Origin of the sequence: Streptomyces sp. BK208 (assembly GCF_004364245.1) — a bacterium.
GTDB lineage: Bacteria > Actinomycetota > Actinomycetes > Streptomycetales > Streptomycetaceae > Streptomyces.
On sequence record NZ_SOAV01000002.1, the window covers coordinates 563,670 to 587,522 of the forward strand.

The 23,853-nt window shown below is 72.4% G+C and carries 21 protein-coding genes; 12 read left to right on the forward strand and 9 right to left on the reverse strand.

Going from position 1 to position 23,853, the window contains the following annotated elements; translation table 11 throughout:
- Positions 1-12 precede the first annotated feature (12 nt).
- On the forward strand, positions 13-1,470 hold the full coding sequence (locus EV562_RS07070) for an MFS transporter (protein ID WP_166661630.1): 1,458 nt from the start codon (positions 13-15) through the stop codon (positions 1,468-1,470).
- Here the strand turns inward: EV562_RS07070 and EV562_RS07075 are convergent.
- The 7 genes from EV562_RS07075 to EV562_RS07105 all read right to left on the reverse strand — a co-directional run bounded on the left by EV562_RS07075 (position 1,432) and on the right by EV562_RS07105 (position 7,557).
- On the reverse strand, positions 1,432-1,803 hold the full coding sequence (locus EV562_RS07075) for an MmcQ/YjbR family DNA-binding protein (RefSeq protein WP_133885781.1): 372 nt from the start codon (positions 1,801-1,803) through the stop codon (positions 1,432-1,434). The genes EV562_RS07070 and EV562_RS07075 overlap by 39 nt on opposite strands.
- Positions 1,800-3,104 carry a hemolysin family protein gene (locus EV562_RS07080; protein ID WP_133885782.1) on the reverse strand — a complete coding sequence of 435 codons (1,305 nt, stop codon included), beginning with the start codon at positions 3,102-3,104 and terminating at the stop codon, positions 1,800-1,802. Before EV562_RS07080 ends, EV562_RS07075 begins: the two co-directional genes overlap by 4 nt.
- Complete coding sequence (ybeY, locus tag EV562_RS07085; RefSeq protein ID WP_133885783.1) at positions 3,101-3,598, reverse strand: rRNA maturation RNase YbeY; 498 nt, start codon at positions 3,596-3,598, stop codon at positions 3,101-3,103. Before ybeY ends, EV562_RS07080 begins: the two co-directional genes overlap by 4 nt.
- A gap of 12 nt (positions 3,599-3,610) precedes the next feature.
- Complete coding sequence (locus EV562_RS07090; RefSeq protein WP_133885784.1) at positions 3,611-4,690, reverse strand: PhoH family protein; 1,080 nt, start codon at positions 4,688-4,690, stop codon at positions 3,611-3,613.
- A gap of 105 nt (positions 4,691-4,795) precedes the next feature.
- The gene (locus EV562_RS07095; RefSeq protein WP_133885785.1) at positions 4,796-6,124 is read right to left on the reverse strand and encodes a GH1 family beta-glucosidase; all 1,329 of its coding nucleotides are present in this window, start codon (positions 6,122-6,124) and stop codon (positions 4,796-4,798) included.
- Between the two features lie 74 nt (positions 6,125-6,198).
- A complete protein-coding gene (locus EV562_RS07100) occupies positions 6,199-6,465 on the reverse strand; it encodes a protealysin inhibitor emfourin (RefSeq protein ID WP_133885786.1) in 267 nt (88 codons plus the stop codon).
- Between the two features lie 21 nt (positions 6,466-6,486).
- Positions 6,487-7,557 (reverse strand): M4 family metallopeptidase, encoded by a 1,071-nt coding sequence (locus EV562_RS07105; RefSeq protein ID WP_133885787.1) that lies wholly within the window; start codon positions 7,555-7,557, stop codon positions 6,487-6,489.
- Between the two features lie 373 nt (positions 7,558-7,930).
- On the opposite strand from EV562_RS07105, the gene leuA reads away from it, so the two are divergent.
- Both leuA and EV562_RS07115 read left to right on the forward strand, forming a co-directional pair.
- On the forward strand, positions 7,931-9,652 hold the full coding sequence (gene leuA / locus EV562_RS07110; RefSeq protein WP_133885788.1) for a 2-isopropylmalate synthase: 1,722 nt from the start codon (positions 7,931-7,933) through the stop codon (positions 9,650-9,652).
- 184 nt (positions 9,653-9,836) lie between these two features.
- Entirely contained in the window at positions 9,837-10,532 is a 696-nt protein-coding gene (locus EV562_RS07115; protein ID WP_133885789.1) for a TerB family tellurite resistance protein, read from the forward strand.
- Between the two features lie 22 nt (positions 10,533-10,554).
- On the opposite strand, the gene EV562_RS07120 is transcribed toward EV562_RS07115, so the two are convergent.
- Positions 10,555-11,103, reverse strand: coding sequence for a GNAT family N-acetyltransferase (locus EV562_RS07120; protein ID WP_133885790.1), 549 nt, complete (start codon positions 11,101-11,103; stop codon positions 10,555-10,557).
- 251 nt (positions 11,104-11,354) lie between these two features.
- On the opposite strand from EV562_RS07120, the gene EV562_RS07125 reads away from it, so the two are divergent.
- From EV562_RS07125 to EV562_RS07165, 9 genes are all read left to right on the forward strand, one after another.
- Positions 11,355-12,128: an SCO2525 family SAM-dependent methyltransferase gene (locus EV562_RS07125; protein ID WP_133885791.1), complete on the forward strand. Its 774-nt coding sequence runs from the start codon at positions 11,355-11,357 to the stop codon at positions 12,126-12,128.
- A gap of 84 nt (positions 12,129-12,212) precedes the next feature.
- Positions 12,213-14,057: an SCO2524 family protein gene (locus EV562_RS07130; protein ID WP_133885792.1), complete on the forward strand. Its 1,845-nt coding sequence runs from the start codon at positions 12,213-12,215 to the stop codon at positions 14,055-14,057.
- 1 nt (position 14,058) lies between these two features.
- On the forward strand, positions 14,059-14,976 hold the full coding sequence (locus EV562_RS07135; RefSeq protein ID WP_133885793.1) for an SCO2523 family variant P-loop protein: 918 nt from the start codon (positions 14,059-14,061) through the stop codon (positions 14,974-14,976).
- On the forward strand, positions 14,973-15,938 hold the full coding sequence (locus EV562_RS07140; RefSeq protein ID WP_166661631.1) for an SCO2522 family protein: 966 nt from the start codon (positions 14,973-14,975) through the stop codon (positions 15,936-15,938). The genes EV562_RS07135 and EV562_RS07140 overlap by 4 nt, the downstream gene beginning before the upstream one ends.
- Before the next feature lies 1 nt (position 15,939).
- On the forward strand, positions 15,940-16,920 hold the full coding sequence (locus EV562_RS07145; protein ID WP_133885795.1) for an SCO2521 family protein: 981 nt from the start codon (positions 15,940-15,942) through the stop codon (positions 16,918-16,920).
- Between the two features lie 97 nt (positions 16,921-17,017).
- Positions 17,018-18,133: a hypothetical protein gene (locus tag EV562_RS07150; RefSeq protein ID WP_133885796.1), complete on the forward strand. Its 1,116-nt coding sequence runs from the start codon at positions 17,018-17,020 to the stop codon at positions 18,131-18,133.
- Positions 18,134-18,281: 148 nt separating this feature from the next.
- Positions 18,282-20,360, forward strand: a complete 2,079-nt coding sequence (locus EV562_RS07155; protein ID WP_133885797.1) for an MMPL family transporter — start codon at positions 18,282-18,284, stop codon at positions 20,358-20,360.
- 67 nt (positions 20,361-20,427) lie between these two features.
- The gene (locus EV562_RS07160; protein ID WP_166661632.1) at positions 20,428-21,687 is read left to right on the forward strand and encodes a histidine kinase; all 1,260 of its coding nucleotides are present in this window, start codon (positions 20,428-20,430) and stop codon (positions 21,685-21,687) included.
- Positions 21,684-22,361, forward strand: coding sequence for a response regulator transcription factor (locus tag EV562_RS07165; RefSeq protein ID WP_166661633.1), 678 nt, complete (start codon positions 21,684-21,686; stop codon positions 22,359-22,361). Before EV562_RS07160 ends, EV562_RS07165 begins: the two co-directional genes overlap by 4 nt.
- On the opposite strand, the gene EV562_RS07170 is transcribed toward EV562_RS07165, so the two are convergent.
- Complete coding sequence (locus EV562_RS07170) at positions 22,349-23,848, reverse strand: alpha/beta hydrolase (protein ID WP_133885799.1); 1,500 nt, start codon at positions 23,846-23,848, stop codon at positions 22,349-22,351. The two genes, EV562_RS07165 and EV562_RS07170, sit on opposite strands and share 13 nt — an antisense overlap.
- Positions 23,849-23,853 lie beyond the last annotated feature (5 nt).

The window sequence follows — 23,853 nt, forward strand, 5'->3', positions numbered from 1 at the left end:
AGGCTCATGTCCATGGCGATCGACACCACCCCGACTTCCACCCCGGCCCCCGCGGTGGCGGAACCGGCCGCTCCGCGGCTCTCCTCCCGCGACCGGCTCGTCCTGTTCGTGCTCTGCGCGGCCCAGTTCATGGTCGCGCTCGACTTCTCCGTCCTGAACGTCGCCCTGCCCGTGCTGGGCGCGGACCTCGGCATGAGCACCTCCGCCCTCCAGTGGGCGGTCACCGCGTTCGCGCTGCCGTCCGGCGGGTTCCTGCTGCTCTTCGGCCGCATGGGCGACCTCTTCGGCCGCCGCAGGCTCTTCCTCGCCGGGCTCGCGCTCTTCGGCGCCGCCTCCCTGCTGGCCACCCTCGCCTGGGACCCGGCCTCCTTCCTCGCCGGACGCGCCCTGCAGGGCCTCGGCGCGGCGGCCATCGTCCCGACCGGCATGTCCCTGCTGACCACGACCTTCCCGGAGGGCCCCGCCCGCGACCGCGCCCTCGGCATCTCCGGCACCCTGCTCTCGCTCGGCTTCACCGTCGGCATGGTGGCCGGCGGCGTCCTGACCGACCTGCTGAGCTGGCGCTCCACCATGGGCCTGCTCGCCCTGTTCGCGCTGATCGTGCTGCCGCTGGCGCCGCGCCTGCTGCCCGAGTCGCGGACCCCGCAGCGCCCCCGCCTCGACGTGCCCGGCGCGGTCACCGTCACCGGCGGCCTGCTCGCCCTGATCTACGCCCTCACCACGGCCGCCGAGCACGGCTTCGGCCGTACCGACGTCCTCGTCACCCTCGGCGCGGGCCTGCTGCTCCTGGCCGCCTTCGCGGCCGTCGAGTCCCGCTCCCGGGAACCGCTGGTCTCGCTGCCCATGCTGCGCCGCCGCACGGTGGCCTGGGGCAACCTGGGCGGTCTCGTCACCTTCTCGATGATGTCGACCGTGATCTTCGTCCTCACCCTGTACCTCCAGGAGATCCTGCACCTGAGCGCCTTCGAGACCGGTCTGGTCTTCGGCGTGCAGGGCGTGCTCTCGGTGGTGGCCGGCTCCTGCGCCCCGCGTGTCATCGGCCGCTTCGGCGCCCGCCGCACGCTGGTGGGCTCGCTCGCCGGGCAGGGCCTGCTGGGGCTGCCGCTGCTGGCACTGGGGGAGGGAAGCTGGTCGGTGGTGCTCGCCACGGCCGCCGTGTCCCTCGCCAGCATGTGCCACCTCGGCGCGATCATCTCCTACGGCCTGACCGTCACCTCCGGCGTCCCCGACGAGGAGCAGGGCCTGGCCACCGGCCTGGTCACCTCGACCCAGCAGGTCGGCATCACCGTCGGCATCCCGCTCCTCGGCGTGCTGGCCACCACCGCCACGGACCTGCGCTCCGGCGTCCACACGGTGCTGCTCCTGGACGCGGCGATCGTGCTTGCGGCCGCCGTGCTGGTCGCGGTGGGACTGCGCAGCGCCCGCGCGGGCTCAGGGGCGGTCGAGGCGGAGCCGGTCGGCGCGCGGTAGACCCGCGACCACCAGGTCGTACGAATCCTCGACGAGCTCCCGGACGACACGGTCCGGGAGCTCGCCCTCGCGTCCGCCGCCCACGGTCACCGTGTTCCAGTGCCGCTTGTTCATGTGCCAGCCCGGGACGATCAGCCGCGGGTGCTCGCGCCGCAGCCGGATCGCGTCGTCCGGGTCGCACTTGAGGTTGACGGTGAGCGGGCGCCCGTCCAGCGAGGAGAGCGCGAACATCTTGCCCAGCACCTTGAAGACCGAGATCTCCGGGCTGAAGGGGAAGTCCTCCACCGCCGCGTTGAAGGACAGGCAGAGGTCGCGCAGCTGTCCGGGCGTCATTCCGGTACGGCCTCCTCGGCCGGCTTCGCCGCGGGGACCGGCTCCACCAGCACCGTCACGATCTTGTTCCGGCGGCCCGCCGCGGCCTCCGCCGTCAGCCGCAGCTCCCGGCCGTCGGGCAGCTCGACGACCGAGGACGCCCCGGCGATCGGGACGCGGCCCAGCGCCTTCGCCAGCAGCCCGCCGACCGTCTCCACGTCCTCGTCGTCGTACTCGTCCAGGCCGTACAGCTCGCCCAGGTCGCCGATGTCCAGGCGCGCGGTGACCCGGAAACGGCCCCCGTCCAGCTCCTCCACCGGCGGCAGCTCCCGGTCGTACTCGTCGGTGATCTCGCCGACGATCTCCTCCAGGATGTCCTCGATGGTGACGATGCCGGCCGTGCCGCCGTACTCGTCGATGACGACGGCGACGTGGTTGCGTTCCTTCTGCATCTCGCGCAGCAGGTCACCGGCGTTCTTGGTGTCCGGCACGAAGGACGCCGGACGCATCGCGGTGGAGACCAGGTCGCTCTCCGCGTCCCGGCTGATGTGCGTCCTGCGGACCAGGTCCTTCAGGTACACGATGCCGACGACGTCGTCCTCGCTGTCCCCGGTGACCGGGATCCGCGAGAAACCGGAGCGCAGGGCGAGGGTGAGGGCCTGCCTGATGGTCTTGTAGCGCTCGATGACGACGAGGTCGGTGCGCGGCACCATGACCTCCCGCACCAGGGTGTCGCCCAGCTCGAAGACCGAGTGCACCATGCGGCGCTCGTCGGCCTCGATCAGCGACTCCTTCTCCGCGTAGTCCACCAGCGCCCGCAGCTCCGCCTCCGAGGCGAACGGGCCCCGGCGGAAGCCCTTGCCGGGGGTGAGCGCGTTGCCGATCAGGATCAGCAGCGACGGGACCGGGCCCATGATCCGGGCCAGCGGCAGCAGCACGTACGCCGCGGCGGTCGCCGTGTTCAGCGGGTGCTGGCGGCCGATGGTGCGCGGGGAGACGCCGACGGCGACGTAGGAGAGCAGCACCATCACCGCGATGGCGATGATCAGCGCCTCGCCGGTGCCGTCGAACTCCCGCAGGCAGGCGTACGTCACCAGCGCGGCGGCCGCCATCTCGCAGGCGACGCGCACCAGCAGCGCCACGTTCAGGTAGCGCGTCGGGTCGGCGGCGACCTGGGCGAGCTTCTCGCCGCCCCGCCGCCCGCTGCGCACCGCCTCCTCGGCGCGGAAGCTGGAGACCCGGGCGAGCCCCGCCTCCGCACAGGCCGCCAGCCAGGCGACCACCACCAGGGCGACGGCGCCGGCGATGAGCGGGAGGCTCATGAGACCGTCGGGGCCGGGGACGGGCCGGTCATGCCCTTCTCCGCACGCCAGCCGTCCACGATGGCCGCCTGCAGACCGAACATCTCGGCCTTCTCGTCCGGCTCCTCGTGGTCGTACCCGAGCAGGTGCAGCACCCCGTGGACGGTCAGGAGCTGGAGCTCCTCGTCCATGGAGTGCTGCGTCGGCGCCTCGGCGCCCTGCTTGGCGGCGACCTCGGGACAGAGCACGATGTCGCCGAGCAGCCCCTGCGGCGGCTCCTCCTCGTCCTTGGACGGCGGACGCAGCTCGTCCATCGGGAAGGACATCACGTCGGTGGGGCCGGGCAGGTCCATCCACTGGATGTGCAGCTGCTCCATGGCGCCGGCGTCCACGACGATCACCGAGAGCTCGGAGAGCGGGTGGATGCGCATCCGCGCGAGGGCGTAGCGGGCGATGTCGAGGATCGCCTGCTCGTCGACCTCGGTTCCGGACTCGTTGTTGACGTCGATCGACATGGTCGTGCTGGTCTACTTCCCCTTGGTCTTGGCACCGTGTCTGGGAGTCCGGCCGCCGTTGTGGCCGCCGTTCTCGGTGCCGTTCCTGCTGTCGTACTGCTCGTAGGCGTCGACGATACGGCCCACCAGCTTGTGCCGGACGACGTCCTGGGACGTGAGCCGGGAGAAGTGGACGTCCTCGACGCCCTCCAGGATCTCCTGCACCTGCCGCAGACCCGACTTCGTGCCGCCGGGCAGGTCGACCTGCGTCACGTCACCCGTGATCACGATCTTCGAGTCGAAGCCGAGCCGGGTGAGGAACATCTTCATCTGCTCGGGGCTGGTGTTCTGGGCCTCGTCCAGGATGATGAACGCGTCGTTCAGCGTGCGACCGCGCATGTACGCCAGCGGCGCGACCTCGATCGTGCCCGCCGCCATCAGCCGCGGGATCGAGTCGGGGTCGAGCATGTCGTGCAGCGCGTCGTACAGCGGGCGCAGGTACGGGTCGATCTTCTCGTACAGCGTGCCCGGCAGGAAGCCGAGCCGCTCGCCGGCCTCGACCGCCGGGCGGGTCAGGATGATGCGGTTGACCTGCTTGGACTGCAGGGCCTGCACCGCCTTGGCCATCGCCAGGTAGGTCTTGCCGGTGCCCGCGGGGCCGATGCCGAAGACGATGGTGTGCTTGTCGATCGCGTCGACGTACCGCTTCTGGTTCAGCGTCTTGGGGCGGATCGTGCGGCCGCGCGAGGACAGGATGTTCTGCGTGAGCACCTCGGCCGGGGTCTCCCGGCCGTCGCTCTCCCCGTTCTCGCTCGCCTTGAGCATGGCGATCGAGCGTTCCACTGCGTCCTCCGTCATCGGCTGACCGGTGCGCAGCACCAGCATCATCTCGTCGAACACGCGCTGTACGAGGGCGACCTCATGCGTGTCACCGACGGCGCTGATCTCATTTCCCCGGACATGGATGTCGGCCGCCGGGAAGGCCTTCTCGATCACGCGCAGGAGGGAGTCTCCGGAGCCCAGCACCGTCACCATCGGGTGCTGGGCGGGGACGGTGATCTGCGCTCTCGCCTGCCCCCGCGCGGGGGTGCGAGCTGAGGGTGTCTGAGTCATGGGCCGGCGCTCTAGGCCTGCTCGTCCTCCTCTGCGGCGTGCGCCGCGTGACGGGTGTGTCTGCTGTCTCCAGCGTACGACTCCCCGCCGACAGCACCGAGGGGTTTATCCGACCGGCGGGCACCGCTGTGCACGGACCAGTTCCCGGAACCAGCCGTACGACGCCTTGGGCGTGCGCGCGAGCGTCGTGAAGTCCACGTGGACCAGTCCGAAGCGGCGGGCGTATCCCTCGGCCCACTCGAAGTTGTCCAGGAGCGACCACACGAAGTAGCCGCGCGCGTCCACGCCCGCCTCCACGGCCCGGTGCAGGGCGCGGACGTGCCCGTCGAGGTAGGCGATGCGCTCCCGGTCGTCGAGGCCCTCGTAGGAGCAGCCGTTCTCCGTGATCATGACCGGCGGCAGTCGCTCGCCGTAGCGGTCGCGCAAGCCGGTCAGCAGCTCCGTCAGCCCCTCCGGGACCACGGGCCAGCCGAAGTCCGTCTGCGGCCGGCCCTCGATCGGGCGCACCGAGAAGGGCAGTCCGGCCGGGAGCGTCACGCCGCCGGACCCGGTCTCGGTCCCCTGCGGGGCGCCCACCCGTGTCGGCGCGTAGTAGTTCACGCCGTACCAGTCCAGCGGCTCGGCGATGATCTCCAGGTCGGCGTCGGTCTCCTCGGGGGAGCCGGGCATCAGCTCGCCGATGCCCTCCGGGTACCGCCCGGTGAGGACCGGGTCGGAGAACATCCGGTTCAGCAGCACGTCGTAGAAGTCCGCCGCATCCCGGTCGGCCGGCTCGTCCGAGGCGGGCCAGGTCGGGCCGTGGGAGTTGGCGATGCCCACGTCCGTCGCGCCCGCGGCGCGCAGGGCCCGCACCGCCAGACCGTGCGCGAGCAGCTGGTGGTGGGCGACCGGAAGCGCGTCGAACAGCAGCTCGCGGCCGGGGGCGTGGACGCCCAGGGCGTGGCCCAGCAGGGTGTGCTCGGCAGGCTCGTTGAGCGTGATCCAGGTGCCGACCCGGTCGCCGAGGCGCTCCGCGACGACCGCCGCGTACGCGGCGAACCGGGCGGCCGTGTCCCGCTCCAGCCAGTCCAGACCGGCCGGCAGGTCCCAGTGGAAGAGCGTCGGCACCGGCCGTACGCCCGCCGCGCACAGCTCGTCCACCAGGCGGTCGTAGAAGTCCAGGCCGCCGGGGGACTCCACCCGGGGCCAGGAGACCGAGAAGCGGTACGCGTCCACGCCGAGGCCCGCGAGCAGGGCCACGTCCTCGCGGTACCGGTGGTAGTGGTCGCAGGCCACCGCCGCCGTCGAGCCGTCCTTCACCCGGCCCGGTTCGGCCGTGAAGGCGTCCCACACGGACGGCCCCCGCATCCCGGCCGCACCCTCGATCTGGTGCGCGGACGTGGACACGCCCCACAGGAAACCGTCCGGGAACCGCGGCATCGCGTCAGTCGCCATGCGCGGATCATCCGCACCCCCGGCCGGGGAAGTCAACGGCCGTGCGCGCGGGCGGGGTCAGAGGGTGTCGTCCCCTACGCCCCCTCCTTCAGCACCCGCGAGATCAGCGCGCGCTGCTCCTCCGTCAGCCGGGGGTCGGCGGCGTACACCGTCCTCCCGTCCACGGTGAGCTGGTAGCTGAACCCGTCCGGCACCCCGACCGGCGGGGTGCTCCGGCCGTCGGCGACCGCCCGCTCGGCCAGCGCGTGCCACTCCTGCGCGTCGGGGCGTCCCGCGGTCTCGACCTCCGCGTGGCGTTCGATGCCCGCGAAGCCTCCTGTGCGCCTCACCTGAATCCGCATGGACCCGTGTCTAGTACGGAACTACGACGTCCGCACCCCGACCTGCTCCCAGGCCTTGCCGACCGCCTCCAGCTCGTTCGCGTCGCCGTAGCGCTCCCGGGCGGCCTTCAGGGTGAGCGCCGCGAAGTCCGCGAACAGCGCGTCCTCGGCCAGCTCCCCGCCGGTCAGCACGTCGTACCAGATCTGCCCGGCCCGCTCCCAGGCGTGCCCGCCGAGGGCGGTGGCGAGCAGGTAGAAGGCGTGGTTGGGGATGCCGGAGTTGATGTGCACGCCGCCGTTGTCGCGGCCGGTGCGCACGAAGCCGTCCATCGTCGCGGGCTGCGGGTCCTTGCCGAGCACGTCGTCGTCGTAGGCGGTGCCCGGCGCCTTCATGGAGCGCAGCGCCTCGCCCGTCACCCGCTCCGCGAGCAGCCCGGCGCCGATCAGCCAGTCGGCCTCGGCGGCGGTCTGGCCCAGCGAGTACTGCTTGATGAGGGAGCCGAAGACGTCCGACACCGACTCGTTGAGGGCGCCGGGCTGGCCGTAGTAGGTCAGGTTGGCGGTGTGCTGGGTGACGCCGTGGGTCAGCTCGTGGCCGATCACGTCCAGGGCGATGGTGAAGTCGAGGAAGATCTCCCCGTCACCGTCGCCGAAGACCATCTGCTCGCCGTTCCAGAACGCGTTGTTGTACTCGCGGTCGTAGTGCACGGTCGCGTCCAGCGGCAGGCCCGCCCCGTCGATGGAGTCGCGCCGGTAGACCTCCAGGTAGTGCTCGAAGGTGGCGCCCAGGCCCGCGTAGGCGCGGTTCACGGTGGCGTCCTTGCCCGGCTCCTCGCCCTCGGCGCGCACCTCGCGGCCCGGCAGGTCGGTGCCGTGCCGGGCGTCGTAGACCGTGCGCTGCGGCTGCCCGGGTTCGGCGCCGGCCGGCGGGGCGACGGAGGGGGCGCCGATGACCGTGGTCAGACCGCGGCGGGTGCGCTCCAGGGCGTCGCGCTGGAGGGTGCGCCGGGCCGGCCCCGCGAGCACCGGGTCCGCGTGCCGGGCGAGCCGGTCGAGGACGTGGGGCGGGACGATCGTGCAGAAGACGGGCTGGAAGCCCCCGTATGTCGTCATGTCCGGCACTTTCGCACTGCGTGACCGCAGTGTCACCAGCCGCAACCATGATTGGTGAAAAGCGGCGCCAGGAAGTGCCCGTGACCGGCCGGGAGTGGTATACGGCACTTTTTGTCCCGGTTATCCCCTCGGTCCCGCATACTGATACGGACCCGCGTGACCCGCGTGACTCGGCTAAGGTGCTGGGCATCATGCGATTCGGGCTGCTTCTCCTTAGCTGCCGCGGCGAGGGCCTGTAGAGGCCGACTCCCTCCCCGCGGAGCTTGGTGGTGCCGTCGGCCGTCCTTCCGGACACGCGGACGTCACACGCTGAGGTCGGTGACACCGCCGTCACCCGCTGACACCGCGGACATCACGAGGAGCCCACGCCATCATGGCCAACCGCCAGCAGCCCAGCCCCATGCCGACCGCCAAGTACCGCGGCTACGACCAGGTCGACATCGCCGACCGCACCTGGCCCGACCAGCGGATCACCACCGCTCCCCGCTGGCTCTCCACCGACCTGCGCGACGGCAACCAGGCGCTGATCGACCCCATGTCGCCGGTCCGCAAGCGGGCCATGTTCGACCTGCTGGTCAAGATGGGCTACAAGGAGATCGAGGTCGGCTTCCCGGCCTCCGGCCAGACCGACTTCGATTTCGTACGGTCCATCATCGAGGACCCGGACGCCATCCCGGACGACGTCACCATCTCCGTACTGACCCAGGCCCGCGAGGACCTGATCGAGCGCACGGTGGAGTCCCTGAAGGGTGCCAGGCGGGCCACCGTCCACCTGTACAACGCCACCGCCCCCGTCTTCCGCCGGGTCGTCTTCCGCGGCTCCAGGGACGACATCAAGCAGATCGCGGTCGACGGCACCCGCCTGGTGATGGAGTACGCCGAGAAGCTGCTGGGCCCCGAGACGGAGTTCGGCTACCAGTACTCGCCGGAGATCTTCACCGACACCGAGCTGGACTTCGCCCTGGAGGTCTGCGAGGCGGTGATGGACACCTACCAGCCGGGCCCCGGCCGCGAGATCATCCTCAACCTGCCCGCCACGGTGGAGCGTTCCACGCCGTCCACGCACGCCGACCGCTTCGAGTGGATGGGCCGCCACCTGTCCCGCCGCGAGTACGTCTGCCTGTCCGTCCACCCGCACAACGACCGCGGTACCGCGGTGGCGGCGGCCGAACTGGCGCTGATGGCAGGCGCCGACCGCATCGAGGGCTGCCTGTTCGGGCAGGGCGAGCGCACCGGCAACGTCGACCTGGTCACCCTGGGCATGAACCTGTTCTCCCAGGGCGTCGACCCGCAGCTCGACTTCTCCGACATCGACGAGATCCGCCGCACGTGGGAGTACTGCAACCAGATGGAGGTCCACCCGCGCCACCCGTACGTGGGCGACCTGGTCTACACGTCCTTCTCCGGCTCCCACCAGGACGCCATCAAGAAGGGCTTCGACGCGATGGAGGCCGACGCGGCCGCCAAGGGCGTCACCGTCGACGACATCGAGTGGGCCGTCCCGTACCTGCCGATCGACCCCAAGGACGTCGGCCGCTCCTACGAGGCCGTCATCCGGGTCAACTCGCAGTCCGGCAAGGGCGGCATCGCCTACGTCCTGAAGAACGACCACAACCTGGACCTGCCGCGCCGGATGCAGATCGAGTTCTCCAAGAACATCCAGGCCAAGACGGACGCCGAGGGCGGCGAGATCACGCCGGCCGCGATCTGGGACGTCTTCCAGGACGAGTACCTGCCCAACCCCGACAACCCCTGGGGCCGCATCCAGGTCGCCAACGGGCAGACCACGACCGACCGCGACGGAGTCGACACCCTCACCGTCGACGCCACCGTGGACGGCGTGGAGACCACCCTGGTCGGCACCGGCAACGGCCCGATCTCGGCGTTCTTCCACGCGCTGCAGGGCGTCGGCATCGACGTACGGCTGCTGGACTACCAGGAGCACACGATGAGCGAGGGCGCCTCCGCGCAGGCCGCCTCCTACATCGAGTGCGCCATCGGCGACAAGGTGCTGTGGGGCATCGGAATCGACGCGAACACCACGCGTGCCTCGCTGAAGGCGGTCGTCTCCGCCGTCAACCGCGCTTCCCGCTGACCAGCCGAATCAGTGGTTTGAGGTCCCGCTCGCCGGAAACCGGCGGGCGGGACCCCGTCATATACCGGCCATATATCTGTGATGGTCACGGAAAGGTCTCGTCCTGGGTACTGACTCCAGGTCGGTGATGTGGCTAACATCACGCCAGCGCGACGATGCTGTCGCGCCGTTATGGAGGTGCGACGTGGTGCCTGGACCTGGACGAAACGGCCGAGCTGCCCGGCTGCCACGCATCCTGGGCACCCGCACCGCGTGGACGCCCGTCGGCGACGGTGAGTTCTTCTGCCCCGGATGCGGCGGCGACCGCAACTACACGCGCCTCACCGGCCACCGCCGCTTCGCGGTGCTCGGCGTGCCCGTGCTGCCCCGCGGCGAGTCCGCGCCGACCGTCGAGTGCGCGGCCTGCCGCCGCCACTACGGCACCGACGTCCTCGACCACCCGACCACCACCCGCTTCTCCGCGATGCTCCGCGACGCCGTCCACACCGTCGCCCTCGCGATCCTGACCGCGGGCGGCACCGGCTCCCGCACCTCGCTGGAGGCCGCGACCGTCGCGGTGCGCGCGGCCGGCTTCGAGGACTGCACCGAGGACCAGCTGAACGCGCTCGTCGAGGCGCTGGAGGCGGACACCGGCCGGGTCCGCGACGAACCCTGCGTGCCGGGCCTGGCGATAGAGCTGCACGAGGCCCTGGACCCGCTGGCCCCGCACCTCGCCGCCGTCGGCCGCGAGTCGATCCTGCTCCAGGGGGCCCGCATCGCGCTGGCCGACGGCCCCTACACCCCCGCCGAACGCGACGCCCTGGCCACCGTCGGCGCGGCCCTCACCCTCTGCTCCGACGACGTGACCCGCCTCCTGGAGTCGGCGGGCACGCCGTCCTAGGGCGGACCGGGGCGCGCCGGGCTCACGGCCCCCCGGGTAGGTCCAGCCGCATGACCTGGCGGTGCACACCCGGTCCGAAGTAGTCCGGACGCAGCCCGCCGTCGGGTTCCTCGGGGCGGAAGCCCAGCGAACGGTAGAGGAAGATGGCGGCGAGGTTGGCGGGTTCCACGGTGAGGCGGACCTCCTTTATGCCGTCCCGGCGCAACCGGCTCAGAACCTCGCGCATCAGCTCCCGGCCCAGCCCGTGGCGGCGCCGGTCCGGTGTCACGCACAGCCCGAGTATCCAGCTGTCCGCGCCGATCGTGCGGGTGGCGGCCAGCACGTAACCGCGCAGCCGGCCCGTGCCGTCGTCCAGGACCAGGAAGTGCTCCTCGTACATGTCGAAGAGCTGGCGCAGCAGGAACCCGGGATAGGCGAAGTCCTGGAAGACCTCCTCGTCCAGCCGCCGCAGCTCCGGCAGGTCGGACTCCCGTGCCGTGCGCAGGTCCAGTGGCAGGTCCTCCGGTGGCAGGCCGGGGTGCGCGAGCCGGTCGTCGTGGTCGAGGGAACGTTCCAGCGGTTCGGCGGTCATGCAACCCCCTGATCGGACTGCGTCAACTCGTGGGCATCCGAGCCGCACACGGTCGGGTGAAGGACTCCTGTGGCGGCCGGTGTCTGCTTCTGGCTAGAGTGAGCGTCCAACTTCCCGCGTGCAAGGGCGAGTTCGGGTGTGCGACCATGCGCCCGACGTGCGCCGGGCGGAAGAGGATGGCGTATTCCCCCGCTGTTCCGTAGCGACCGTGTCACTTACGGTGAACGGTACTGGGATTTGTCCAAAATCGAATGGAACGTGGCAGGGTGACTATGGATCGCAACGCCGACGCACCGTGGTCGAAGTTCGATCCGGAGGTCTACGTCGACGACAACTACCGGACACCGCTCGAGGTCGACCTGCTGATCGTCCGGCTGATGCGCGACTACTTCACCCGCTGCTTCGACGGGGTCCCCCCGCGCTCCGCCCGCGGCATCGACGTCGGCGCCGGAGCGAACCTCTACCCGGCCCTGTCCATGCTGCCCTGGTGCGAGAAGGTGCTCCTGCTGGAGTACGCGCGCCCGAACGTCGAGTACCTGGAGAAGCAGGTCTCCCCGGCCGGTTACGACATCGCCTGGGACCCCTTCTGGGACGTGCTGCGCGAGGCTCCCGGCTACGCCGCCGTCGAGCCGAGACCGCTGGTCGCCGACATCGTCCGCGTGGAGCGCGGCAACCTGTTCGACCTGGAGGGCGGGGACCGGCGCTGGTCCATCGGGACCATGTTCTTCGTCGCCGACTCCATGTCCGAGGCGCCCGAGGAGTTCCACCGGGGCGTGAGCTGCTTCATGAGCGCGCTCGACGAGGGGGCGCCGTTCGCCGCCGCCTTCATGAAGGAGTCCGTCGGCTACCGCGTCGGCGCACACGACTACCCGGCCTACCGGGTGAACGAGGAGACGGTCCGGCAGAGCCTGGCCCCGTTCACCGGCGAGCTGGAGATCCACGACCTGCACCACTCGGTGCGGCCGGGGCACGACGGAATGCTCCTCGCCCTGGGACGGCGCAATTCGGAGATTGCCGCCCCCTAGGAAAGGGGACATCCTGGGCGGGGACCAAGCGCAACGGAGACATGCCGAACACAGGGCAACGAGGTCTGTACGAGGGGTGCGGGGATGCAGATCAAGCCACGCCAGCACCTGCTGGACATCTGGCAGGCCATGGCCCGTCATTCGTTCGACGACGGGAAGCTCGTCCGGGGGGACACCGACGGACTGAGCAGCGTCGCCGACGCCGAACGCCTGCTCTGCCTGCTGTATCCGGCCACCGAGGTCCCCGCCTTCCGGCTCGACCAGCCGGACACCACCGAACGTGACGTCCTGCGCGCCCTCGAACAGGTCGGCAGCCGGCTGGAGATCCCGCCCAACCTGATCGCCGCGCTGACCCAGTTCATGCGCACCCACACCGGCACGGACGACAGTCCCACCTTCTCCGGCGGCCACTACTTCCGCCCCGCCGAACCCGACGGCACGATCACCCACGAACAGCGTCAGCTGGGCGTGGTCGACTCCTACTCCATGTCGGTCACGCTCTGCCTCGCCACCCTCGGCTTCCTCAAGGTCTACGAGGGGACCACGACCCGGCCCGAGATCCTCAAGGCCGTCGCCGAGCTGCGGGACGCCACCAACGCCCGGCTGACCGCCGCGATGATCAGCCTGCTGCGCTCCTTCACCGTCAACGTCTTCGACTCCGAGTCGGAGCAGGGCAAGCGGCTGATCCAGGTCATCGGCCAGGGCGGACAGTCCGACCGGATCGTCCTCCAGCAGTTCTCCCGGCGGTTACGCCCGCTGCGCGCCACGATCATCGAGAGCCTGTCGAGGGGCATCCAGGTCGACGAGGGCATCCGCGACGAGAGCCAGCTCTTCGAGTGCGGCTGGGCCTGGGGCATCGTCAGGGACGCACCCCGGATCACCGACCTGAACGTCGACGCCGTCGGCCAGCCCGACGGCATCGCCGACCGCCTGCCCTACGTGTACTTCACCGTCGTCGCCCTCGACGGCATCCAGGACCTCTTCTCCGACCGCACCCTCACCCTCGGCCTGCTCGACGAGGACCAGCAGAAGCTCGCCGAGATGCTGCGCCTGCGCTGGGAGCTGAGCCAGCAGTACTGGTCCGCGATCGCCCGCTTCGGCGCCGACCGCTGGCCCCTGGAGGACCTGCCCTGGCAGACCACCGGCCTGCGCCTGGAGTCCGAGTACTTCTCGCTGACCGTCGCGGCCATCCTCGTGCACGACCTGGTCCGCCGGAAGGCGACCGACGACGACCTCACCCGCACCGTCGCCATCATGGAACGCCTCGCCGACCGGGGCCGGGTCACCAGCCGCATGACCAAGAGGGACCCCACCCTCCTGCTGCACACCCCCGGCGTCACCATGCCGCTCGCCGGGTCCGAGCGGGCCGGCGGCCAGCTCATGTGGCGGATGACCGACTTCTCCGCCCAGCTCCTCAAGCGGATCATCCAGCTCGCCGAGCTCTCCCGGAACATCGGCGCCCAGGACCGACTGCTGCGCCTCGCCGAGCAGTCCTTCGAGCACCTGTGGAAGCGGCGCATCGACGAGGACGAGGGCGCCGGCCTCTGGGACAGCATCCAGGCCGTCTACCCCGACGCCCGGGACGCCGGACCGCGTCTGTCCTGGAGCATCACCGAGCGCGTCACCGAATGCCTCGTCGCCGCCCGCAGCCTCTACGAGCAGCAGCCCATCCGCAGCCCCGAACTCGCCGAGCTCGCCCGGGAACTGCTCAGCGAGGCGACCCACCTGTTCGGCCGGGAGCAGCTGGAGGCGTCCGCCGCCCCCGACGGAAGCCGGGCCAGGGCCATGCGGAGCATCGAAAGCCGCCTCGACCACGCCCGCAGCCTCGTCGACGAACGGCCCGCGACCGCCTTCGCCCTGGCCCTGCCCGTGCTCCAGGAACTCGACACCCTGGCGCAGGCCAGGGGCGCCGCCGCCCAGGAGGTATGAGGTGCTGGTCTTCGCCGCCTCCGACAAAGGAGGCACGGGACGCTCGGTGACCAGTGCCAACCTGGCCTACCAGCGCGCCCTCACCGGTGACCACGTGGCCTACGTCGACTTCGACTTCGGCTCACCCACCGCCGCCGCCGTCTTCGACGTACCCAGCGCCATGCGCGGCACCGAGGACCTCGGCCTCCACTCCTACCTGGAGGGCGAGACCGCGGAACCGGTCCGCATCGACGTCTGGCGGCAGACCGAGCACCCCCTGCTGCGCGCCCGCCCCAACCAGTCCGGCCGGCTGGTGCTGTTCCCCGGCGACGCCGGCGGCGGCGAGTTCGCCACCGGCGACGAGGCCCTGGAGCGCTGCGTCGACCTGCTGCTCAGGCTCAACAGCGAGTTCGACGTCACCTTCGTCGACCTCAGCGCCGGCCGCAGCTACGCCGTCGACATGGTCCTCGCCGCCACCGCGCACCCCCGGATGAGCAGCGTCCCGTTCCGCTGGCTGGTCTTCCACCGCTGGACCCGCCAGCACGTGATCGCGGCCTCCGGACTCGTCCACGCCGAGCACGGCATCATCGGCGGCGGTGTGGACCGCGGCCACGACGAGGACAGCCTGCGCGCCGCGATCCGCTTCGTACGGGCCGCCGTGCCCGACCCCGAGTCGCCCCTGTGGTCCCAGGGCTCCACCGCCCAGGCCACCTGGATGCAGGCGTGCGACGAGGCGCTGCGCAGGCTCGCCGCCGAGCACCGCATCGGCGACAGCGTCGTCCTCGGCATCGTGCCGCTGGAGCCCATCCTCCAGTGGCAGGAGCAGCTGATCACCGAGGAGGACGTCCTCTCCACCCAGATAGCCAACAAGGAGACGCTGGAGGCGCTGGAGGAGATCGCCCGGCGCCTGACGGACGACACCCACTGGGGGCGGCTGTGACGGAGTCCGTGTACAGCGAGACCGCCGCCGAGCCGCGCACCCAGTCCGTGCCGCTGGCCCACCTCTCCCTGGAGCTGGGCCACCTCTACATGGAGGACTTCGAGGCCGGGCCCGAGCGGCTGCGGGCGCACTTCGCCGAGGTGCGCCCCTGGGTGGAGGCGGCCCGCACCGCCGCCACCGCCCGGGCCGGCGGCAAGCGGGCCCGGATCAGCACCTGTTTCCTCATCGACGACTACTTCACCCGCTTCTCCACCCCCGCCGAGGTCGTCCCCATGCTCCTCGCCGAGGCCGAGCGGGCCGGCCTCGGCGTCGACTACCTGGCCCGTGAGTCCGGCTGCGCCGTCACCGGCAAGGTGCCCGTCGCCGAGGCGGTGGCCGCCCGCATCGTGGAGTCCCCGCCGGCCGGCAGCTACGGCCTGCGCCCGCCCGCCGCGCAGACCGGCTGGCTCGCCAACGGCGAGCGCAGCCCCGTGGCCCGCGCCCCGCAGGCCATGAAGCGGGCCGTGCCCTGGCAGCCGCCGCACGAGACCGCCGCCCGCCGGCACTCCGTCTTCCTCGACGTCGAGCTGTGGAGCGACGACGCCGACGGGCAGCGCCTGTGGTCCTGCCCCTTCCTCGCCGCCGTCTGGCAGCTCGCCCGCCTCGGACTCCTGCGCCACGAGGGCGAGGCCGTCCTCGCCTCCCAGCCGCACACCACCGCCGGATTTCCCGACACGTGGGACGACTTACCCACCCTGCTCCGGCTGAACGACCGCGCGGCCCCCTTCGCCGCCTACCGCACCTGCTCGGTCCTGCCCACCCGCTTCCTCCCCGTCGAGCACGCCGTCCGCGTGATCCTCGACCAGGTCGTGGCCGACCCGGGCGCACTGGAGCAGGTCGCCGAGCGCTCCGGGAAGGAAGGCATGGCCGTCCCCGACTCGGTCGCCGACCGCATCTCCTACGTGTACTACTCGGGGCCCTGACATGGCGCCGCGGCAGAGCACCCCGCCCGCCGTCCTCGCCTGCGGCGAGATCCGCACCTGCCTGCTGCCCGCCCGGCAGGCCCTCGACATCCGCTCCGCCGCCCAGCTCCTGGGCCTGCGGCCCGGCGAGCGGGTCCTGCTCTCCGAGCGCCCCGGTCTCTACGCGCGTTCCCCCGAGACCCTGACCGGCGTCGACTGCCCCCTGCCCAGCGCCAACGGCGCCCGCGTCCGCGCCGTCGGCACCGTCACCGCCCACGCCGCGCTCACCGAGGGCCGCGTCCTGCAGACCTCCGCGCACTGCGGCCTGCCCGGCACCGGCCCCGACCAGCGGCGGCCCTGGGGCGAGTACCTGGTGCGGCCCGGAGTCGTCGAGCCGCTCGGCAGGCTCCCCCACGAGGCCGTCGCACAGGGCGTCCTCGGCGGCCCGCGCCAGGGCGACCTCGACGTCGGCCTCATCGCCGACGGCCTGCTCACGCGCGTCCTGCGCCACCCGCTGCTCGACCAGCGCCCGCCCTTCCGCTCCCGTCCCACCCGGCTGCGCTGGGCGGCCCTGCCCGCGGACCCCGGCGAAGGCCCCCGGCTCGAACGGTTCACCCTCGCCGAGGACGAACTGCGCACCGTGCGCCTGCGCGTGCCCGCGACCGTCACCGCCGCCGACCTCGCCGCGCTCTGCGACGACCTGGCCCTGCACGACTGGCTGCTGACCACCGTCGTGCGCATGCTCGACGGTCTGCGGCTGGGCGCCGGGGCCGCCCAGGACGCCGACACCGTCGTACGGACCCTGCGCCCGGCCGTCGACCACCTGCTCCACCTGTGGATGCCCGGCGCCCGCGTCACCCGCGAACTGGCCGCGCTGTGGGACCCGCTGGAGGAACGGCCCGGCTTCACCCGGCAGTGGCAGGCCCTGGTGCACCGCATCCGCGACCAGCTCACCCTGCACGCCATTCCCGCAGCCCACCGGGAGGTGGAACCGGCTCCCTGACCGGGCCCCGACGTCCGGCACGCACATCAGCGCACGCACATCGGCGCACGCCAGTCCCCGCACGATCCGACGCGTATCCCAACGGGGGGAGAGCGAGATGAGCACGGCACAGTCACCCCGCCCCGACGACACACCCCGCACGACCAGCCCGATCGACCCGAGGGGCGAGTCCCCCTGGGCCCGCACGGTCCTGGTGGCCCTCGTCGTCGGCGGCCTCTTCTGGAGCGTCGCGGCGCTCCTGGACCCGGACGACGGCACCATGCGGCAGTTCCTGTCCGCCGTGCTCTGCGCCGGCGCGGCGCTGGCCGTCCAGTACGTCCTCGGCCTGGCCCCGGGCGCGGGACGGAGCCCGCTGGACGAGCACACCCGCCGCGTGGAGGCCGCGCTGGCCGAGAACACCGCCGCCGTACGCGACGGTCTGAGCCGGTACGACGACGAGCTGAAGTCGGGCCTGACCCGGCACACCGAGGACGTGAAGCAGCTCGTCGAGACGCACGTCGCCCAGGCCGACCACCGGCCCGCCGAGTCCGCGCGCACCCTGGACCCGGTCCGCATCGACCGGCTGCCGGACCTGGCCGAGGGCTTCGCCGACGTCCTGCTGCCCAACCCGTCCATCCTGCACACCTTCGTGCGGCTGGAGATGTCCCGGGTGGTCGGGCACATGGCGGACCTCACCAACCTGAGCGCAGAGTGCCCCGGCGAGAACCACGACTGGATGCTCACCCTCACCCGCGCCGCCGAGCACTCCATCCTCGCCACCAGCACCTCCGTCGACCGGGAGTTCTGGAACAGCGAGCCCGCCGGACGCTACCTCGACGCCCAGCAGGCGGCCATCGACGAACAGGGCGTCTCGGTGCGCCGCCTGTTCCTGCTGGGAAGCGCCCGCGAGCTCGACGACCGGCTGCTGCGGCTGTGCGAGGAGCAGGAGCTGCGCCGCATCGACGTCCGGGTGGCGGTCCTGCCCGAGCTGCCCCCGCACCTCCAGCGCGGCACCACCAACGACTTCATCCTCTACGACGAGGAGGTGTCGTTCGAGATCGAGCAGGACCTGCGCGACGTCAACGTCCGCACCCGGCTCACCGCCCGCCAGGAGTACGTGCGGGACCGGCTCAAGCGCTTCCGGGAACTCTGGGACGCGGGCATGGGCCTGCGCGAGCTGGAGGTCCGCGTCGACGACGAGGAGGACGGCAACTGGATGGTCGACCGGGCCTGACCGCCGCCGTACTCCCCGGGGAGTAGCGGCGGTCCCGCGTCTCCCCGGGCAGTAGCCCGGGCCTCGCCCTCACGTCCGACGCGCCCGCGCCCCGGCGCCGGAAGTCTGGAGACCGACCAGACACCCACCGGAGGGAGGCCCGTCGGATATGGGGGCCACGAAGACAGGCGCGGGGCGGCGGCGGACCGTGCCGTGGCTGGTGCTCGGACTGTGGATCGCCGTGCTTGCGATCGCCTCGCCGTTCGCGGCGAAACTCGGCGACGTGCAGCGCGACCGGGCCGTCGACTACCTGCCGGCGAGCGCCGACTCGACGCAGGCCGCCAAGATCCAGGAGCGGCTGCCGGGCGGCGAGGCCACCGAGATGGTCCTCGTCTACCACCGCGACGGCGGACTGACCGCCGCCGACAGGAAGACCGCAGCCGGGCAGATCGCCGAGATCGCCGGCGCGCACGAACTCGCCGGCCGCCCCCAGGGCATCCCGTCCGAGGACGGCGCCACGCTCATGTACCCGGTCGCCTCCACCGAGCCCGGCACGGACGAGAAGGCGCGCGACGCACTGGTCAACGACGTGCGGGACGTGGCGCGGGGGAGCGGCGGACTCGGCGTCGAGGTCGGCGGCCCCGGCGCGCTCGCCACCGACTCCGCCGAGGTCTACAACTCGCTGGACGGCCCGCTGCTCTACACCACCGCCGCCGTGGTCGCCCTCCTGCTGATCCTCATCTACCGCAGCCCCTTCCTGTGGCTCGTGCCGCTCGCCGTCGCCGGCATGGCCGACTACCTGTCCATGGGCGTCGCCTACGGCCTCAACCAGTGGTTCGGCACCGCCGTCTCCGGCCAGAGCAGCGGCATCATGACCATCCTCGTCTTCGGCGTCGGCACCGACTACGCGCTGCTGCTGGTCTCCCGCTACCGCGAGGAACTGCGCCGCGTCGAGCGGCCGTACGACGCCATGCTCGCCGCCCTGCGCGGCTGCGGCCCGGCCGTGCTCGCCTCCTCGGGCACCGTCGCCGCCGGACTGCTGTGCCTGCTCGCCGCCGACCTCAACTCCAGCCGGGGCATGGGCCCTCTCGGCACCGTCGGCGTGCTGTGCGCGCTGGCCGCCATGCTGACCCTGCTGCCCGCGCTCCTCGTGCTGCTGGGCCGCCGCGTCTTCTGGCCGCTGGTGCCCCGCCACGGCAGCACCCCCAAGGCGCGCAGGTCGCTGTTCGCAGCGATGGGCAGCTCCGCCGAACGCCGGCCCCGCACCGTCCTGGTGGGCGGCGCCGTCCTGCTCGGCGCACTGGCCCTCGGCACTTTCGCGCTGCCCGGCAATCTCAAGCAGGAGGACTCCTTCACCACCCGCCCCGAGGCGATCGCCGCGATGGAGACCCTCGCCGAGGCCTATCCGGAGCGCGGCAGCCAGCCCATCACCGTCATCGCCCCCACCGGCCGCGCCCAGGACGCCCTGGCCGCCATCCGGGACACCCGCGGTGTGGACAGCGCGGAGGCCGGCCGCAGCGGCGGCGGTTGGACCGAGCTGACGGTCCTGGCCTCCACCCCGCCCCAGTCGGCCGCCGAGACCGCCACCATCGAGGAGCTGCGCGACAAGCTCGACGGCTCCTACGTCGGCGGCCCGAGCGCACAGCAGATCGACCTGGAGGACACCAACGCCCGGGACACCGCCATCGTGGTGCCGATCGTGCTGCTGTCGGTCCTGCTCATCCTCGCGGTGCTGCTGCGCTCGCTGGTCGCGCCCCTGATCCTGGTCGCCGCCGTCGTCGCCGTGTGGGGCGCGGCCCTCGGCATCGGCGGACTCGTCTTCGAGCCGCTCTTCGGCTTCGAGGGCACCGACCCGGGCCTCGGCCTGCTCTCCTTCGTCTTCCTGGTCGCCCTCGGCGTCGACTACGGCATCTTCCTGATGCACCGGATGCGCGAGGAGGCGCTGAACGGCGCCGGGCCCACCGAGGCCGCCCTGTCCGCGCTGCGCACCACCGGCGGGGTCATCGCCTCGGCCGGGCTGGTCCTCGCGGCCACCTTCGCCGTGCTCACCAGCATGCCGATGGTGCAACTGGTCGAGCTGGGCTTCGTCATCGCGGTCGGCGTCCTGCTCGACACCTTCCTCGTCCGCACCTACCTGGTCACCAGCGCCAGCGTCGCCCTGCGGCGCCGGGTGTGGTGGCCGGGGCGGCTCTCCCGGGAGTCCGGCCGGCCGGCGGCGGGCGAGGTGCGGGAACCCCTCGGTGTCTGAGGCGCCGGGCCACCGGATCGCGCCCCTCCCCTCCCGGAGGGGCGCGCCCGTCGCGGAGGATGGACGGGTGCAGGCACCCACCGAGGCAGCGTCCCGTCCCCGTGTCGGCGAGCGGATCATCGCCGCCATCAACCGCGACCCCCGCACCGCCCCGCACGGCACCCGCAACGACGCCGTACTGGCCGCCGTGCTCCTCACCGGCGCCGTCTGCCTGGCGCTGTCCACCGACGAGGGGCGCCGCCCCGACGCCCTGGGCTGGACGCTGCTCCTCGCCGCGCACGTCCCGATCGTGTGGCGCCGGCGCCGCCCGCTGCTGGTCCTCGCGGCGGTGGTGGCCGTGGCCGGGCCGTACCACGCGATGGACAACAACCACACCGCGGTGGGCCCCGCCTCCTACGTGGCGCTCTACACGCTGGCCGTCACCGGCCGACCCCTGCGCACGGTCCTGACCGGCATCGCGGTCCTCACCGTGTCCGTGAGCATCATGCTCACCGTCAACACCCACCAGGCCCTGGAACTGATCCGCATCTCCGGCTGGGTGATCGCCATCCTCTTCTGCGGCATCGACATCCGGTACTACCGGCAGTACGTCGCCGCCATCGTGGAGCGCGCCGAACGCGCCGAACGCACCCGCGAGGAGGAGGCCCGGCGCCGCGTCGCCGAGGAGCGCCTGCGCGTCGCCCGGGACCTGCACGACCTGCTGGCGCACAGCATCACCCTCATCGGCGTGCAGACCTCGGTCGCCGCGCACGTCCTGACCGCCGACCCCGAACGCCTGGACCGCACGGCCGTCGCCAAGGCCCTCGACGACATCGCCGAGACCTGCCGCACCGCGCGCGGCGAACTGCGCACCACCCTGGAGGTCCTGCGGGCCCGGGACGCCACCGGCGTCCCCGACGCCCGGGGCCCGCTGCCCGGCCTGAGCGGGCTGCCCGACCTGGCGGCGAGTGCCCGGCTCGCCGGAGCGTCCGTGGACCTGTCGGTGAAGGCCGACGACGTCCCGGCCGCGGTCGGTGCCGCCGCCTACCGCATCACCCAGGAGGCGCTGACCAACGCCGTGCGCCACGCGGGGCCCGCACCGTCCGTCCGCGTCGAGGTGCACGCCGAGCCGGGCGCCCTGCGCCTGTCCGTCACCGACGACGGCACCGGGCCCGACCCGGCGAGCACCCCCGGTTTCGGGCTCGTCGGGATGCGGGAGCGAGCGCGCAGCGTGGGTGGCACACTCGACGCCGGACCGCGGGGGGACGCCGACGGCTTCGAGGTGACGGCCGTACTGCCGACGCCCGCCGCCCCCCGGACACCTGTGACCTCGGAGAGAGCCGGATGACGATACGCGTGCTGCTCGCGGACGACCAGAACCTCGTCCGCGCGGCGTTCGCCCTGCTGGTGGCGTCGGCCCCCGACATGGAGGTCGTCGGCGAGGCCGCCACCGGCCGCCAGGCCGTGCAGCTGGCCCGCGCCGCACGCGCCGACCTCGTCGTGATGGACGTGCGCATGCCCGACCTGGACGGTATCGAGGCGACCCGGCTGATCGCCGCCGACGAGGACCTGGCCGGGGTCCGCGTGCTGGTCCTCACCACCTACGACACCGATGAGAACATCGTGGACGCGCTCCGCGCGGGCGCCTCCGGATTCCTGGTGAAGGACACGAGGCCGGCCGAACTCCTGGACGCCATCCGCACGGTGACCGCGGGCGACGCCCTCCTGTCACCCGGCCCGACGGCCCGGCTGATCGAGCGGTTCCTGCGCAGCCCGGCGGCCCTCGACGTGCCCGGTCCCGGCCCCGACGGCCTCTCGGACCGGGAGCGGCAGGTGCTCACCCTGGTGGCGCGGGGTCTCAACAACACGGAGATCGCCGACACCCTGGGCCTGAGCCCGCTCACCGCCAAGACCCACGTCAGCCGCATCATGGGCAAGCTGGGAGCGCGGGACCGGGCCCAACTGGTGATCGTGGCGTACGAGTCGGGCCTGGTGACGCCGGGGGCGGGTCAGTCGCAGTAGACGTCCGAGGCAGGCCGCCGCCCGGTCGCCAGGAACCGGGAGACCGTGGCGTCGCCGCAGGCGTTGCCGTTGGCCAGGTAGGCGTCGTGTCCGGTGGAGTTCACGGTCACCATGACGGCGCGCCGGCCGAATGCCGCCCGCAGCTTGCGCGCACCGGTGAGCGGGGTGGCGACGTCCCGCTCGTTCTGGACCAGCAGCACGTTGGAGGGCCCGCGGTCGGTGATCCGCACGGGTGCCTCGCGCGGCGGGTACGGCCACGCGGCGCACGGCATCGCGTTGCGCGGCATGCCCGCCGTGAGCGGGTACTCGGCGCGGCTCTCTGCGACGCCCTTCTCGTACACGGCCGCCGCGTCGGGCCAGGCGACGTCGTTGCACAGCACGGCGGCCCCGACGGCGGCGACGTTCTGCAGGACGGCCTCGGGCGGCGCCGGGGGCGCGGGCGGCACGGTGCCCCGCTCGGCGGCCAGCATCAGCTGGGCCAGCGTGGGGAACTTGGCGGGGGAGTAGAGGCTGTCCAGCATGGTCTGCCGCAGCACGTTGCCGTTCAGCTCCGCCGGGTTGGCGCCGGGCCACGGGATCGGCTCGCGGTCCAGCCGGGCGGCCAGCCGCAGGAACAGCGGCCGCACGTCGGCGGCCCGCGTCGCCACCCGGTCGGGGTTGCCGGGCCGGGCGGCCCAGGCGGCGAACTCGGGGAAGGTGTCCTCCACGCCCTGCTCGTGCCCGGCGAGCCAGCCGCGGGCGACCCGGGCGGGATCGGGATCGTCGTTGCTGTCCAGCACGATCCGGTCGGTGCGCTGCGGGAACAACTGCGCGTACACGGCCCCCACATACGTCCCGTACGACACTCCCCACGCGGAGACGGTCCGCTCGCCCAGCGCGGCCCGGAGGCGGTCGATGTCGCGGGCCTCGTTGGCGGTGCTGAGGTGCTTGATCAGCTCGCCGCCGTTGCGTGCGCAGGCGTCGGCCATGCGCCGGGCGGTGGCCATGTTCCCGTCGACGGAGCCGTCGGGGGCGGGCCAGGGGCGCAGCTTGGAGAGGGCGAGATCGCCGTACTCCAGGCCGCAGTCGACGGGAGTGGACGGCGCGAGGCCGCGCGGTGCGAAACCGATGAGGTCGTGGGTGTCACGGACGCTCCGGGGCAGCTTCTGCCCCTTCCCCGAGGGGTCGTTGAGGCTGGAGCCGCCCGGCCCGCCGGGGATCAGGAGCAGAGCCCCGCGCCGGGCGCCCGGATCCTCGCTCCGGATCCGGGAGACGGCCATCTCGATACGGGGGCCGTCCGGATCGGCGTAGTCCATCGGCACGTCGAGGGTGGCGCACTCCTGCCGGGGGTCGACGCCGGTGCCCTCGCAGGCGGACCAGGTGAGGGTCTCGGGGCTGTTCGCGCTCGTCGCGGAGGCGGTCACCGGTGCGGTGACGCCGAGGAGTGCGGCGGACACGCCGACGACGGCGGCGTTGCGGATGCGTCTGCTGTGCTTGGGCTGCGTCATGGGAC

Coding starts and splice junctions, on each gene's coding strand:
- EV562_RS07070 (WP_166661630.1), top strand. CDS start 13: ATGGCGATCGACACCACCCCGACTTCCACCCCGGCCCCCGCGGTGGCG.
- EV562_RS07075 (WP_133885781.1), bottom strand. CDS start 1,803: ATGACGCCCGGACAGCTGCGCGACCTCTGCCTGTCCTTCAACGCGGCG.
- EV562_RS07080 (WP_133885782.1), bottom strand. CDS start 3,104: ATGAGCCTCCCGCTCATCGCCGGCGCCGTCGCCCTGGTGGTGGTCGCC.
- ybeY (WP_133885783.1), bottom strand. CDS start 3,598: ATGTCGATCGACGTCAACAACGAGTCCGGAACCGAGGTCGACGAGCAG.
- EV562_RS07090 (WP_133885784.1), bottom strand. CDS start 4,690: ATGACTCAGACACCCTCAGCTCGCACCCCCGCGCGGGGGCAGGCGAGA.
- EV562_RS07095 (WP_133885785.1), bottom strand. CDS start 6,124: ATGGCGACTGACGCGATGCCGCGGTTCCCGGACGGTTTCCTGTGGGGC.
- EV562_RS07100 (WP_133885786.1), bottom strand. CDS start 6,465: ATGCGGATTCAGGTGAGGCGCACAGGAGGCTTCGCGGGCATCGAACGC.
- EV562_RS07105 (WP_133885787.1), bottom strand. CDS start 7,557: ATGACGACATACGGGGGCTTCCAGCCCGTCTTCTGCACGATCGTCCCG.
- leuA (WP_133885788.1), top strand. CDS start 7,931: ATGGCCAACCGCCAGCAGCCCAGCCCCATGCCGACCGCCAAGTACCGC.
- EV562_RS07120 (WP_133885790.1), bottom strand. CDS start 11,103: ATGACCGCCGAACCGCTGGAACGTTCCCTCGACCACGACGACCGGCTC.
- EV562_RS07125 (WP_133885791.1), top strand. CDS start 11,355: ATGGAACGTGGCAGGGTGACTATGGATCGCAACGCCGACGCACCGTGG.
- EV562_RS07130 (WP_133885792.1), top strand. CDS start 12,213: ATGCAGATCAAGCCACGCCAGCACCTGCTGGACATCTGGCAGGCCATG.
- EV562_RS07145 (WP_133885795.1), top strand. CDS start 15,940: ATGGCGCCGCGGCAGAGCACCCCGCCCGCCGTCCTCGCCTGCGGCGAG.
- EV562_RS07150 (WP_133885796.1), top strand. CDS start 17,018: ATGAGCACGGCACAGTCACCCCGCCCCGACGACACACCCCGCACGACC.
- EV562_RS07155 (WP_133885797.1), top strand. CDS start 18,282: ATGGGGGCCACGAAGACAGGCGCGGGGCGGCGGCGGACCGTGCCGTGG.
- EV562_RS07165 (WP_166661633.1), top strand. CDS start 21,684: ATGACGATACGCGTGCTGCTCGCGGACGACCAGAACCTCGTCCGCGCG.
- EV562_RS07170 (WP_133885799.1), bottom strand. CDS start 23,848: ATGACGCAGCCCAAGCACAGCAGACGCATCCGCAACGCCGCCGTCGTC.